The organism is Polaromonas sp. P1_F1, assembly GCF_056405795.1.
The window spans coordinates 57,018-69,707 of the sequence record NZ_JBFUBJ010000012.1 but is presented as its reverse complement, the minus strand read 5'-3'; the positions used below and the strand labels follow the sequence as shown (position 1 = coordinate 69,707).

The following is a 12,690-nucleotide window of genomic DNA, read 5'->3' as shown; positions in this document are numbered from 1 at the left end:
AGCATTCAGCGCGCGCAACGAAACGTCAAATTGATGCGCTGCCTGCCCAGGCGCGCGTGTTCGCCCTCGGCCAGCGGTGCTACGCCGTGATAAGCCAGCCGCGACGGGCCGCCCCACACCGCCACGTCGCCATGCACCAGGCGGTATCGCGCGGGGCGGTCGCTGCGATTCAGGCCGCCGAACAAAAACACCGCCGGCAAGCCCATCGACACCGACACAATCGGCGCCTCCATGCTGCCTTCATCCTTGTCCTGGTGTAGCGAGAGGCGCGCTCCGGGCTCATAGCGGTTGATCAGGCAGGCGTCCGGCCGAAAATTGCCGAAACCCGCTTCCGCTGCGGCGTGCAGTGCCAGTTCGGCAAAGCAGGCTGGCATGGCCGGCCAGCGTCGGCCTGAAAGCGGGTCGTTCGCGTCATAGCGGTAACCGCTGTGATCGGACACCCAGCCCAGCGCGCCGCAATTGCTCATCGCGACCGACATGGTGTAGCCGCCCGGCGTGACCAGGTGGCGCAGCGGCGCGGCCGCGGTGACGTCTTGCACAGCTTGCAGTAACACTTCGTCCACCTCGCAGGCAAAGCCGCGCAGCAGCATGGCGCCTGGTGCCATCACCTCGGGCGCGGTGTATGGCGCCGGCACCTCATCGAAAAGCCCCAGGGTCACACCATCTCCTTTACTCAGCATCATGAAAAATAATGCCCAGCGTGTGCCGGCGGCCGCTACGCACCGTGCTCACGCCGTGCCGCATGTTGACCCGGTAAAAGCCGCGGCTGCCCTGCACCGGCCGGTGATGCACGGCAAACACCACGGCGTCGCCCTGCCGCAGCGGCACCACCTCGGGCCGCGACTGCATGCGCGGGCGCTGCTCCGTCAGCACAAACTCGCCGCCCGTGAAATCTTCGCCCGGGCGCGACAGCAGCACGGCGACCTGGATCGGGAACACGTGCTCGCCATACAGGTCCTGGTGCAGGCAGTTGTAGTCTCCAGGACCATATTGCAAGAGCAGCGGTGTAGGCCGCTGCTGGCCTGCCGCGTGACAGCGTGCGAGGAAATCGGCATGGACCGGCGGATAGCGCACGTCAATCCCCATGGCCTGGTTCCAGGCATTGGCCACGCCGACCAACCGCGGGTAAAGCGTGGTGCGCAGCCGCGCCACGATGTCCGGCAGCGGGTAGCGGAAGTACTGGTATTCGCCCTGGCCGAAGCCGTGGCGCTGCATCACCACCCGGCTGCGAAAGCGGCCCGCATCGGCATAGAGCGCGGTGACGGCCTCACATTCCTGCGCGCCCAGCAGCTGCGGCAGCACGGCGCTGCCGTAGCGGTTGAGTGTGGCTGTAATGTGCGCCCAGCCGCCTGTTCCGGCATCCGTGTCGGCGGATTCGGGCAACAGGCTGGGGGCATCGGAAACGGGCGGCATGCGGAAATCCTTTGAGGCGATGGGGCATCCATCAACGCATTCAGGATAAATCCGGCGGCTCGCTAACGCTCGCCGGAATCGGACATTTCATTCGACCTTGGTCAAGCAGCCAGCTCGGAGAGGATGGGGCAATCAGGCCGGCTGTTGCCCTGGCAGCAGTGCGCCAGGTGGCCCAGGGTCTGCTTCATCGCTTCCATCTCGGCAATACGGCGCTCCAGGTCGGCCACATGGGCCAGCGCGATGCGCTTGACGTCGGCACTCGCGCGGCGCTTGTTCTGCCATAACTTGAGCAACTCGGCGATCTCGATCATGCTGAACCCCAGCGCGCGGGCGCGGCGTATGAAGCGCAGCGTGTGCACTTCTTTTTCGCCGTACTGGCGGTAACCCGCATCGGTGCGGTGCACGGTGGGCAGCAGGCCCAGCGACTCGTAGTGGCGAATCATCTTGGCGGACACGCCCGTGTGCGCAGCGGCCTGGCCGATGTTGAGCGGACCAATATCAAATGTGTCAGTCATGGGTGCTCCCTTTCCAGCGGCGCAACAGCAGGGCGTTCATCACCACACTGGCGCTGCTCAGCGCCATGGCGGCGCCGGCGATGACGGGGCTGAGCAGCCCCAGCGCAGCCAGCGGAATACCGACCACGTTGTAAACAAAAGCCCAGAACAGGTTCTGGCGGATCTTGGCGTAGGTGCGGCGCGAAATATCGATGGCGTCCGCCACCAGCGCCGGGTTGCCGCGCATCAGCGTGATGCCGGCGGCGTGCATGGCCACGTCGGTGCCGGTGGACATCGCGATGCCCACATCGGCCGCGGCGAGGGCGGGTGCATCGTTGATGCCGTCGCCCACCATGGCCACACGCCCGCTTTGCGCTTGCGCAGCGGCCTTGAGTTGGCCGATGATGGCGGCTTTGTCTTGCGGCAACACCTGGCTGTGCACAAGGTCTATTCCGAGTTGCTGCGCCACGGCTTCGGCGCTGCCGCGGTTGTCGCCGGTCACCAAAGCGGTTTGAATGCCCAGTGCGTGGAGGCGGGAAATCGCCGGCGCCGCGCTGCTTTTGAGCATGTCGCCAAACGCCATCAGCCCGAGAAGCTGCGGTGTTCCGGTGACTTCGGCCAGCCACGACACCGTGCGGCCCTGGGCTTCGAGTTCTTTGGCGCGTGCATTCAGCGTGGCGAAGGTGTTCAGGTCCAGGCCCAGCTCCTGCATAAAGCGCGGGCTTCCGAGCCGCAGTTCGCGGCCTGCCACCACGGCGGCCATGCCGCGGCCGGCGACGGCGCGCAACTCCGTCGCTGCGGGAATCTCAAGCTGCTGCTCCGCCGCGCGCCGTGTGACCGCGCGGGCGAGCGGGTGTTCGCTGCCCGACTGGATGGCGGTCGACCAGGCCAGCAACTCGTTGGCAGCGATTGCGCTGGGCTCCAGCGCCACCAGTTCGGGTTTGCCCTCGGTCAGCGTGCCGGTCTTGTCAAAAGCCACTACCTTGACGCCGTGCGCCACTTCCAGCGCCTCCGCGTCCTTGATCAGGATACCCTGGCGTGCGGCGGCGCCCGTGCCCACCATGATGGCGGTAGGCGTGGCCAGACCGAGTGCACAGGGACAGGCGATTACCAGCACAGCGACCGCATTGAGGATGGCCGCCTCCCAGTCCTGCGTGGCCAGGCCCCAGCCCAGCAGCGTCACCAGGGCAATGGCAATTACCACAGGCACAAACACGGCGCTGACCTGGTCCACCAACCGTTGTATGGGTGCTTTTTTGGCTTGGGCCGATTCGACCATACGCACGATGCGGGCCAGCGTGGACTCCGCGCCTACGGCCGTGGTGCGCACCACGATCAGGCCTTCGGCATTGACTGCGCCGCCAGTCACGTGGTCGCCTGCGTACTTGGCAACTGGCAGGCTCTCGCCGGTGATCAGCGATTCGTCCACCTGCGTGGAACCCTCGACGATCTCGCCATCAACCGAGATGCGTTCGCCAGGGCGCACCACCACCAGGTCGCCGAGCTGTATGTCTTGCAAGGCTACGTCTTCGTCCTTTCCATCGCGCCGACGGCGCGCGGTGTCGGGGCGCAGCGCCTGCAACGCGCGGATGGCGGCGGTCGTCTGGTGTTTGGCGCGCGCTTCCATCCATTTGCCCAACAACACCAGTGTGATGACGACTGCCGAGGCTTCAAAATACAGGTGCGCCATGCCATGGCCGCCATGCCGCAGCAATTGATAGACGCTCAGGCCGTAGGCAGCTGAGGTGCCCAACGCGACCAGCAAATCCATATTGCCGGTGCGGGCGCGCAAGGCGCTCCAGCCGGCGCGGTAAAAACGTGCGCCCAGCCAGAACTGCACCGGCGTGGCCAGCAGCCATTGCCACCAGCCGCCCAGCATCCAGTCCTTGCCGAACAGCGCCCCCACCATGGGCAGCGCCAGCGGCGCAGACAGGACGGCTGCCAGCGCGATAGGCCACCAGGGCGCGCCAGTTTTGTCCACGGGGGTGCCCGAAGCGGGGATTTCGCTCGCCTGATAACCGGCTTTGGCCACTGCCGCCACCAGCGCCGGCAACATCGCGGCGTTGCCCGCGACGCGGACTTCGGCGGTCTCGGTCGCCAGGTTGACGCTGGCCGACAGCACCCCTGGCATTTGCTTGAGCGCTTTCTCGACGCGCGACACGCAGGAGGCGCAGGTCATGCCGTCTATTTTGAGCCGCAAGGATTGTTCGGCCACGCTGTAGCCGGCTTTGGCGACGGCGGTCTTCAGGGCGTCCATGCCGACACCGGCGCGCACCTTGACGCTGGCCTGTTCGGTCGCGAAATTGACGCTCACGTCCTCAACGCCCGGGACGTTGGCCAGCGAACGTTCCACACGCGCCACGCAGGACGCGCAACTCATGCCCTGGACGGGAAACTGCCACTCGGTCAGCGCCGGCATGACGGGAGATGTTTTTAACGTGGATGGGGTGTTCATGCCTGTAGTCTCAACCTTACCACCATGGGAGGGTCAAGCGCCTTGGTGTAATAGCCCTGAATCGAGGCAGGACTTGCCGGGCTACGCTTGACCCTGCCCCCATGGGAAGGTTCAGACTTCTGGGTAATCCCTGTACCAATCTCTCAGACAGCTTCCAAGGAGTCTTTATGGAATTCAATATCCCCGCCATGAGCTGCGGCCACTGCGTTGGCGCCGTCACCCAGGCCATCAAATCGCTGGATGCAGCGGCGCAGGTCAGTGTGGACTTGCCCGGCAAAAAGGTTGTGGTGCAATCCTCGCAAGACAGGCAAGCCGTGGCGGCTGCGCTGGCCGAGGCGGGTTATCCCGCACAGTAGTGCGCCGATATCCGGCGGGAAAGACGTTTCGGCGTCGATAGAATGGCCCTTCCTCCCTCCATTCAAGCCGCCTAGTGTCCGACCGACTCGCCGTCCTCCCCCAATACCTGTTTCCCAAGCAGGCGCTGACCAACTTTGCCGGTTTTGTAGCTTCGCGCGAGCGTGGCTGGGTCACCACCGAAATCATCCGCCGCTTTGTCGCCAAGTACCAGGTCAACATGGACGAGGCGCTCAACTCCGACATTGCGAGCTATCTCACCTTCAACGACTTCTTCACGCGTGCGCTCAAGCCCGGCGCGCGGCCGCTGGCTGATGCCGAGCTGATTTCGCCGGTGGACGGTGCGATCAGCCAGTTCGGTGCGATCGAGAAGGACCAGATCTTTCAGGCCAAGGGTCACAGTTATTCGACTACTGCGTTGGTGGGCGGGGATGCGGCGCTGGCGGCGCATTACCAGGACGGCCATTTCGCTACGCTCTATCTGAGCCCCCGGGACTACCACCGCATCCACATGCCTGCAGGCGGTCGGCTGACGCGCATGATTTATGTGCCGGGCGACCTGTTTTCCGTCAATCCCGTTACCGCACGCGGCGTGCCGGGGCTGTTCGCGCGCAATGAGCGCGTGGTCTGCGTTTTCGAATCGGCGCGCGGGCCCTTTGTGCTGGTGCTGGTCGGCGCGACCATCGTTGGCAGCATGGCCACGGTGTGGCACGGCGTGGTGAACCCGCCGCGCGGCAAGGTGGTGCGGCAATGGGATTACCCCGACGAGCCAACCTCCGCCATCCGCCTCAAGCAGGGCGAGGAAATGGGCCGCTTCCTGCTGGGCTCCACCGTCGTCATGCTGTTTCCCAAAGGGCCGCTGCAGTTCAATGCCGAGTGGGCGCCCGGCCGCGAAATACGGCTCGGCGAAGCCATGGCGGTCTACGGTTAAGCAGAGGGTGTGAAGCCCAGGCGGTTTAAAAACGCCATCGCTGCCGCCGGCGCCCTTTCCTTGGCGCCGTTGATGAAATACACAAACACGTCGCGCGGCTTGCCCTGTGCCGGGGCTTCTTCCAGCGTCGGCAGGTCGGCCGGCGCGGAGCCGTCAGCCCATTGCCGCGCGCGCTCAGCCCAGGCGTTCAGCGCGCTTTCCTCGTAGCCGGTCTCCAGGCCTGATTCGCTCATCATGAGGCGGGCATAGGCGAAGTCACCCGTGAGGTCGGCGAAAGACGGAAATTTGTCAGCGTCGGTAAATACAGTGGCGACCTTGTAACGGCGCGCCAACGCCAGGTAATCGGGCGACATAAAGCTCTCGTGGCGAACGTCGACGACATGGCGCAGCGCCCGGCCGTCCACCTGTTTGGGCAGCAGCGACAGAAACGCCTCGAAATCCCCTGCCTCAAACACCTTGCCGGGCATGAATTGCCAGACGATGGGGCCCAGCTTGTCGCCCAGTTCGCTGATGCCGCTTTCAGTGAAGCGCTGGATGGACTCGCCCGCCTCGGCCAGCACGCGGCGATTGGTCGCGTAGCGCGAGGCCTTGAGGGAAAACATGAAGTTGTCCGGCGTCTCGTCGTGCCACTTCCTGAAGCTGGCCGGCTTCAGCGTGCCGTAGTAGGTGCCGTTGACCTCGATGGCGCTCAGCCGGCGGCTTGCGTATTCGAGTTCGCGGCTGTGCGCCAGGCCGGCTGGGAAAAAGTTGTCGCGCCAGGGCTCAAAGGTCCAGCCGCCCACGCCAGCGCGGATGCGGGAATCGGCTACCGTGGCTGGCGTGGCGGCGGAAGATGGCGTGTGTGCGCGGCTTGCTGGTGTCATGGCGGCTCCGTGGCGTACTTGTCTGCTTTCTCGTCCAATTGGAGGAGTTATCTTTGTCCACGCCGCCCGCGATGCGCTGTAGGTTGAATTCTCCAATTGCGGGTCTTCCCGTGGCCGGTGGCGCGGTCTGTGTCGGAAGCGTACAGTAGCAGGTGCCGTAGCAAAATGCTGCCCTAAAAGCCGATATCCTTGTTCCCGGAGCCTTTCCAATGAACGCCCCACTGCACCGCGAAATCCCCGCCAGCATCCTTAACGCCGCCCAGGCCCTGTCCCAGGTCACGGCCCAATGGGACGGCGACATCGTCAAACAGATCACCGACTACATCTCCATCCCAGCCAAGTCCCCCACGTTTGACAGCGACTGGGCGCAGCACGGCTTCATCGACACCGTCATGCGCAATGCGGCGGCCTGGGTCGAGGCGCAGAAGGTCGAAGGCCTCAAGCTGGAGATCGTGCGCCTCGAAGGCCGCACCCCGGTGCTGTTCTTTGAGATCCCGGCCACGCGCGCCGATTCGACGCAAACCGTGTTGATGTACGGCCACCTCGACAAGCAGCCCGAATTCACCGGTTGGCGCAATGATTTGAGCCCCTGGATGGCCAAGTACGAAGACGGAAAGCTTTATGGCCGTGGCGCCGCCGACGATGGGTATGCGGTCTACGCCAGCATTGCCGCGGTGCAGGCGCTCAAAGCGCAGAACGTGCCGCACCCGCGCATCGTTGGCCTGATCGAAACCTGCGAGGAAAGCGGCTCCTATGATTTGCTGCCTTACGTCAATGCGTTGCGTGAGCGCCTGGGCGACGTCGCGCTGGTGGTGTGCCTGGATTCCGGCGCGGGCAACTACGACCAGCTGTGGCTGACCACCAGCCTGCGCGGCAACGCGGCGGGCGTGCTCAAGGTGGAAATCCTCACCGAAGGCGTGCACTCCGGCGACGCCAGCGGCCTGGTGCCGTCGAGCTTTCGCATCATGCGCCAGGTGCTGGACCGCCTGGAAGACAGCAAGACCGGTCGCCTGCTGCCGCAAAGCTTTCACTGTGAGGTTCCGGCTGACCGGCTGGCGCAGGCGCAGGCCACGGCCAAAATCCTCGGCGAGGAAATCTACAAGCGTTTTCCGTGGGCGCACTACGACTGCGAAGGCTCCAGCGCATTTGCCTTGCCCACCACGACTGACCCGGTGGAAGCCCTGCTCAACCGCACCTGGCGCCCGACGCTGAGCGTGACGGGTGCCGAAGGTTTTCCAGCCCTCAAGGATGCGGGCAATGTGCTGCGCCCCTACACCGCCTTCAAGCTCTCGCTGCGTTTTCCGCCGCTGATCGACGCTGGCGCGGCGGTGCAGGAACTCAAGACACTGCTGGAAGACAATGCGCCTTACCAGGCCAAAGTCACGTTTGAAAGCAACGGCGGCGCCACCGGCTGGAACGCGCCCAGCACCGTACCCTGGTTTGAGAACGCGCTCAACGATGCGTCGCAAAGCTTCTTCGGCGCGCCCTGCGGCACCATAGGCCAGGGCGGAACCATTCCGCTGATGAACATGCTGAGCAAGGGCTTCCCCAAGGCGCAGATGATGGTTTGCGGTGTGCTCGGCCCCAAGAGCAATGCGCACGGCCCCAACGAGTTCCTGAACGTGCCTTACGCCAAGAAGCTGACCGCCGCGGTCGCGCATGTGATGGCCCGCGTTCCCGGTTGATGCGGGTGAGCTACCCTTCTTTGCGCCGCGGTTTGCCGGCAGCGCTTGTTTCAAGCCAGGCTTTTGCTGCCGCATGCATTCCACCGTCCTAGCGCCTTTCACCGCCCGCGACGGCGAGAACCTGGCTCTCTATGAGTGGCCACTGGATGCTTTGGCCATCGAAATGGGTCAACATGCGTTGCCGCCGCGCGCCATGGTGCTGCTGGTCCATGGCTTGGGCGAGCACGCCAGCCGCTACGACCATGTCGCCAGCCAATTGCTCGACTGGGGTTTTGCCGTGCGTGCCTACGACCAGCGCGGCCATGGCGAATCGGGCGGGTTCCGTGGTGTGCTGCCCAATGAGACTGCACTGCTGGACGACCTGGCCGAAATAGTCGACGACACGCGCCTGCGTTGCGTGCGCCTTCTGGAGGAGGTCAACGCGGACGGACGAAGCCCGCAGCCGCCTGCGCATCTTCCCCTGGTTCTGCTTGGCCACAGCATGGGCGGTCTGGTGGTGAGCCGGTTTGTCGCGCTGGGCATTCGCCCCGTGGATGGCCTCGTGATGTCTTCTCCCGCGCTGGATCCGGGGCTCAACGCCTTGCAAAAGCTGCTGCTGGCCTTTATGCCGAGGCTGGCACCCGACCTGTGTGTAGGCAACGGCCTGGACGCGCGCTACATCTCGCACGATGAAGAGGTGGTCAAAAAATACTTCACCGACCGGCTGGTGCACGACAGAATCTCGCCACGCCTGGGCAAATTCATCGCAACAGCGGGTCCCGCGACGGTGGCGGCCGCCGCCCAATGGCGCACGCCTACGCTGCTGATGTATGCGGGTGCGGACCGGCTTGTCAATCCGGCCGGCAGCCGCGCTTTCGCGGAAAACGCGGCCAACTCACCGGCCGTGACCGCCGGCACGGTGACGTCGCGGTGCTTTGAGGGCCTCTATCACGAGATATTCAATGAAGTCGAGTCGGAGCCGGTGTTTGACACGCTCAAGGCCTGGCTGGACGCCCGCTTCTAGCGGTTAAGAAAATCTCAAGAGAAATTCGGCTTCAGCCCAATAAGAACGGGCGCAAACAGCTATAAAAACAATAGCAATAACTGGCGGCATCGCCGGGTTCCATGCCCAGCCTGGCCGCAATGTCGGACACGGTGCGAGGCGTAACCAGGTTCTCAGGCCTTCTGTCCCTTGCGTTGGCCGACTGCAAGCCAGGCCAGCGCGGCGGCGGTGAGCCCCAGCGGCAGCAGCGACCCCAGGTTCAGCAGCGCCCAGCCTTGGGTGGTCACCAGCACGCCGGAGGCCAGCGAGGAAACCGCCAGCACGGCAAAAATACAGAAATTGAGCGCGCCCTGCGCCTTGTCTTTTTCTTCCGGCCGATAGGTCTCAAGCGCCAGGGTGGTGCTGCCGGTGAAAAGAAAATTCCAGCCCAGGCCCAGTAAAAAGAGCGCCGCCAGAAATTCCTTGAGCTCCACGCCCGAGAGCGCGATCAGCACGCACACCCCATTGAGCGCCAGACCCACCGCCATGATGGGCAAAGTGCCGAAGCGCCGGATCAGGTGACCGGTGAAAAAACCGGGTGCGAACATGCCGATCACGTGCCACTCCAGCACCAGCGCGACGCTGGAAAACGGCAGGCCGCAAACCTGCATCGCAATTGGCGTGGCCGCCATCAGCAGGTTCATCACGCCAAAGCCCAGGGCACCGGCTGCGGCGGCCACGATGAAGATCGGCTGCCGCATGATTTCGCGAAGCGGCCGGCCACCGCGGCTGGCATGCGCCTCGGGCGGCGGCGGAAACCGGATGAATGCCAGCAGCGCCATCGACAGCAGCGCCACGCCGGCCAGCGCCAGGTAGGCGCCTGCAAAGGGCACGTCGGTCAGCCCCCGCGTAGAGGCCGCCAGGTTGGGCCCGGCGACGGCGCCCAGCAGGCCGCCTGCCATGACCAGGGAAATGGCTTTTTCGCGAAAAGCAGGCTGGGCGAGCTCGGCCGCGGCAAAGCGGTAGAGCTGCGCATTGGCGCTGTAGTAGCCCGCCACCACGGTGGCGGCCACCAGAAGCCAGAAATTTTTGCTGTAAGCCGCATAGCAGCACAGCAGGGCCGAGGCGGCGGCCACCAGCAGGCCCAGCTGGAAGGAAATCTTGCGCCCGAAGCGCATTTGCGTGCGCGCCACCACGGACGTGGACAGCGCGCCACCCACCACGTAGCCCATGACGGGTAGTGTCGCCATCCAGCCCAGCGGCGCCAGGTTCAGGCCGACCAGGCCGTTGATGGCGATGAAGGTGACGTTGTTGGTGAGAAAGAGGCCCTGGCAGACGGCCAGCAGCCAGAGATTGCGGTTCATGGCGTGCCGCTTGTCAGTGCGAGAAACGACAGGCAGGCGAGCGGTGCGGTTTCGGCCCGAAGCACGCGCGGGCCGAGGGTGACGGCCGCAAAGCCGCAAGCCATGGCCGCAGCCTCTTCAGCCGCGCTGAGGCCGCCCTCGGGACCGCTCAGGAAGGTCAGTGCGCCGGCATCAGCTGCGGCCACCGCTTCGGCCAGCGGCCGGCTGCCGTCTTGTAATGAGAGTAGCAGCCGGGTGCCGCCAGCTGCGCCCTGCCCCGCGCCTTTGAGCCAGTCAGACAGGTTAGCGACGTCGTGAACGGGTGGTATGCGGCTGCGGCCGCATTGCTCACAGGCCGCGACGGCGACGCCCCGCCAGTGCGCGATTTTTTTGTCGGCTCGCTCACCCTTGATGCGCAGCACGCTGCGCTCGCTCATCAAGGGCTGGATGCTGGCCACGCCCAATTCGGCGGCTTTTTCAATCAGCCAGTCCATGCGGTCATTGGCGGGCATGCCGACGGCCAGGTGAATGGAGCGGCTGGCTTCGCGTGCCGTGGCGGTGTAGCCGCCGATAAGGACCTCCACATCGCTGCGGCCCATGCGCTCGACGGTGGCTGCAAATTCCCCTTCGCTGCCGGGCTGGCCGTTGCCTTGGCCGTTGAATATTGTCAGGGCGTCGCCGGGCTGCATCCGCAAGACCTGGACGTGGCGCGCAGTGGACGGCGGCAGGCTGACGACGCTGCCGGGCGCCAGTGCGATGTCAGCGAAAAACCGGGCGGTCATGGTGCTGGTGCAGGAAGATGCATTGTTAGGACTTTGCCGTGAACGCTATAAAAATAATAGCTGCTGGCGCAGAACCAGCAAGCGCTACAGCCCGATTGTGCATCAAAAGGTGTAGCCCACACGGGTTTCGTTACCCTCAATCTCGTCGAGCAGCACCATCAGCGGCCCCAGTTGCCGGTAGCGCGCGGCGGTGTTGCGGGCGTATTTGATGAAGCGGGGTGTGTCGGCCAGGTATTTGGGCTTGCCGTCGCGCAGCGTGAGGCGCGCAAAGATGCCCAGAATCTTGAGGTGGCGCTGCAGGCCCATCCATTCCACGGCCCGGTAAAACTCGCCAAAATCGTCGCCGACCGGCAGGCCCGCCTTGCGGGCTTTTTGCCAATAGCGCACGGTGATGTCCAGTACGAAATCTTCTTCCCAGCTCAGGAAGGCGTCGCGCATCAGGCTGGCGATGTCGTAGGTGATGGGGCCGTAGACCGCGTCCTGAAAGTCCAGCACGCCCAAAGGTGGAGCCCCCACGCTTGTCGCTTCGCGTACTGCGCTGCCCCGTTTCGATACGCTGCGGGGCTCGTTCCCTAGGGGCGGCCCGTCGGAAAATTGCATGCCCCCTGCGTTGCTGGGCCGGGTGATCATCAGGTTGCGAGGCATGAAGTCGCGGTGCACAAACACCCGTGCGCCATCCAGCGAATTCAGATTGCTGGCCTTGATCTGTTCGAAGATGGCGTTCAGCTTGTCCTGAAGGCCAGAGTCCAGCGCCAGGCTGCGATGTTTGGCGACATACCAGTCTGGAAAGAGCGATAGCTCGCGAGACAGAAGTGCGTCGTCATAGGGCGGAAGCACGCCGGGCGTGGAGGCGAGTTGCCAGCGCACCAGGGCCTCCACCGCATCCACATACAGGTCGTAGTGCGCCGGAGTGGGGCTGGCGATAGCGTCAACCTCGGCGGGCGGTCTAATTGCTTCCATCATGGTCTGCGCACCCAGGTCGCTTAGCAGCATGAAGCCCATTGGTTCATCCCAGGCCAGTACGCGCGGGGCAATCAAGCCGGCGCCGTTCATCAGGCCGGCGACCTTGACGAAAGGTTTGCAATCTTCCTGTGCAGGTGGTGCGTCCATGACGATGTAACTGCCATCGCCTGTTGCGGCGTCCACCCGGAAGTAGCGCCGAAAACTTGCGTCAGCTGATGCCGGCCTGATGGTGTCGACCCGCAGGTTGTGCTGGCGGGCAGCGGCGGTCAGCCAGGCTTCGAAAGCCATGGCACGTGCCGGGTCGGCCCAGGCAATGGAGGGAGTGGTCATGTTTCTGGAGTCCCTGCCAGCCCTGCAATTGGGCGCTGGTTCGACATTGTGGGGACGGGGTGGAGGGTCATGGATAATCAGGCCTGATTTTACAAACGGGTTTATCTCACATAAAC

General features: G+C 64.4%; 12 protein-coding genes. 4 read left to right on the top strand and 8 right to left on the bottom strand.

Features of this window, described 5'->3' with window-relative positions:
* Positions 1–5: 5 nt before the first annotated feature.
* The 4 genes from alkB to AC1DZE_RS22440 all read right to left on the bottom strand — a co-directional run bounded on the left by alkB (position 6) and on the right by AC1DZE_RS22440 (position 4,362).
* Positions 6–659, bottom strand: a complete 654-nt coding sequence (gene alkB / locus AC1DZE_RS22455; RefSeq protein ID WP_477670452.1) for a DNA oxidative demethylase AlkB — start codon at positions 657–659, stop codon at positions 6–8.
* Between the two features lie 10 nt (positions 660–669).
* The gene (locus AC1DZE_RS22450) at positions 670–1,413 is read right to left on the bottom strand and encodes a 2OG-Fe(II) oxygenase (RefSeq protein ID WP_477674185.1); all 744 of its coding nucleotides are present in this window, start codon (positions 1,411–1,413) and stop codon (positions 670–672) included.
* A gap of 101 nt (positions 1,414–1,514) precedes the next feature.
* A complete protein-coding gene (gene cueR / locus AC1DZE_RS22445; RefSeq protein ID WP_477670454.1) occupies positions 1,515–1,928 on the bottom strand; it encodes a Cu(I)-responsive transcriptional regulator in 414 nt (137 codons plus the stop codon).
* A complete protein-coding gene (locus AC1DZE_RS22440) occupies positions 1,921–4,362 on the bottom strand; it encodes a heavy metal translocating P-type ATPase (protein ID WP_477670455.1) in 2,442 nt (813 codons plus the stop codon). The genes cueR and AC1DZE_RS22440 overlap by 8 nt, the downstream gene beginning before the upstream one ends.
* A gap of 167 nt (positions 4,363–4,529) precedes the next feature.
* Here AC1DZE_RS22440 and AC1DZE_RS22435 point away from each other — a divergent pair, with 167 nt between their 5' ends.
* Positions 4,530–4,718, top strand: a complete 189-nt coding sequence (locus tag AC1DZE_RS22435) for a heavy-metal-associated domain-containing protein (RefSeq protein WP_477670456.1) — start codon at positions 4,530–4,532, stop codon at positions 4,716–4,718.
* A 74-nt stretch (positions 4,719–4,792) separates the two neighbouring features.
* Positions 4,793–5,647: an archaetidylserine decarboxylase gene (gene asd, locus AC1DZE_RS22430; RefSeq protein ID WP_477670457.1), complete on the top strand. Its 855-nt coding sequence runs from the start codon at positions 4,793–4,795 to the stop codon at positions 5,645–5,647.
* Here the strand turns inward: asd and AC1DZE_RS22425 are convergent.
* Positions 5,644–6,510, bottom strand: a complete 867-nt coding sequence (locus AC1DZE_RS22425; protein WP_477670458.1) for a DUF72 domain-containing protein — start codon at positions 6,508–6,510, stop codon at positions 5,644–5,646. The two genes, asd and AC1DZE_RS22425, sit on opposite strands and share 4 nt — an antisense overlap.
* A 209-nt stretch (positions 6,511–6,719) precedes the next feature.
* On the opposite strand from AC1DZE_RS22425, the gene AC1DZE_RS22420 reads away from it, so the two are divergent.
* Together AC1DZE_RS22420 and AC1DZE_RS22415 are read left to right on the top strand one after the other, a co-directional pair.
* Entirely contained in the window at positions 6,720–8,195 is a 1,476-nt protein-coding gene (locus AC1DZE_RS22420) for a M20 family metallopeptidase (protein ID WP_457281927.1), read from the top strand.
* Between the two features lie 73 nt (positions 8,196–8,268).
* Positions 8,269–9,198: a lysophospholipase gene (locus AC1DZE_RS22415; RefSeq protein WP_477673400.1), complete on the top strand. Its 930-nt coding sequence runs from the start codon at positions 8,269–8,271 to the stop codon at positions 9,196–9,198.
* A 152-nt stretch (positions 9,199–9,350) separates the two neighbouring features.
* Here the strand turns inward: AC1DZE_RS22415 and AC1DZE_RS22410 are convergent, their stop codons facing one another.
* The 3 genes from AC1DZE_RS22410 to AC1DZE_RS22400 all read right to left on the bottom strand — a co-directional run bounded on the left by AC1DZE_RS22410 (position 9,351) and on the right by AC1DZE_RS22400 (position 12,574).
* Positions 9,351–10,520, bottom strand: a complete 1,170-nt coding sequence (locus AC1DZE_RS22410; protein ID WP_477670460.1) for an MFS transporter — start codon at positions 10,518–10,520, stop codon at positions 9,351–9,353.
* A complete protein-coding gene (locus AC1DZE_RS22405; RefSeq protein ID WP_477670461.1) occupies positions 10,517–11,281 on the bottom strand; it encodes a 16S rRNA (uracil(1498)-N(3))-methyltransferase in 765 nt (254 codons plus the stop codon). Before AC1DZE_RS22405 ends, AC1DZE_RS22410 begins: the two co-directional genes overlap by 4 nt.
* A gap of 102 nt (positions 11,282–11,383) precedes the next feature.
* Positions 11,384–12,574: an aminoglycoside phosphotransferase family protein gene (locus AC1DZE_RS22400; protein ID WP_477670462.1), complete on the bottom strand. Its 1,191-nt coding sequence runs from the start codon at positions 12,572–12,574 to the stop codon at positions 11,384–11,386.
* Between the last annotated feature and the right edge of the window lie 116 nt (positions 12,575–12,690).

Coding starts and splice junctions, on each gene's coding strand:
- AC1DZE_RS22450 (WP_477674185.1), bottom strand. CDS start 1,413: ATGCCGCCCGTTTCCGATGCCCCCAGCCTGTTGCCCGAATCCGCCGAC.
- cueR (WP_477670454.1), bottom strand. CDS start 1,928: ATGACTGACACATTTGATATTGGTCCGCTCAACATCGGCCAGGCCGCT.
- AC1DZE_RS22440 (WP_477670455.1), bottom strand. CDS start 4,362: ATGAACACCCCATCCACGTTAAAAACATCTCCCGTCATGCCGGCGCTG.
- AC1DZE_RS22435 (WP_477670456.1), top strand. CDS start 4,530: ATGGAATTCAATATCCCCGCCATGAGCTGCGGCCACTGCGTTGGCGCC.
- AC1DZE_RS22425 (WP_477670458.1), bottom strand. CDS start 6,510: ATGACACCAGCAAGCCGCGCACACACGCCATCTTCCGCCGCCACGCCA.
- AC1DZE_RS22420 (WP_457281927.1), top strand. CDS start 6,720: ATGAACGCCCCACTGCACCGCGAAATCCCCGCCAGCATCCTTAACGCC.
- AC1DZE_RS22415 (WP_477673400.1), top strand. CDS start 8,269: ATGCATTCCACCGTCCTAGCGCCTTTCACCGCCCGCGACGGCGAGAAC.
- AC1DZE_RS22410 (WP_477670460.1), bottom strand. CDS start 10,520: ATGAACCGCAATCTCTGGCTGCTGGCCGTCTGCCAGGGCCTCTTTCTC.
- AC1DZE_RS22405 (WP_477670461.1), bottom strand. CDS start 11,281: ATGACCGCCCGGTTTTTCGCTGACATCGCACTGGCGCCCGGCAGCGTC.
- AC1DZE_RS22400 (WP_477670462.1), bottom strand. CDS start 12,574: ATGACCACTCCCTCCATTGCCTGGGCCGACCCGGCACGTGCCATGGCT.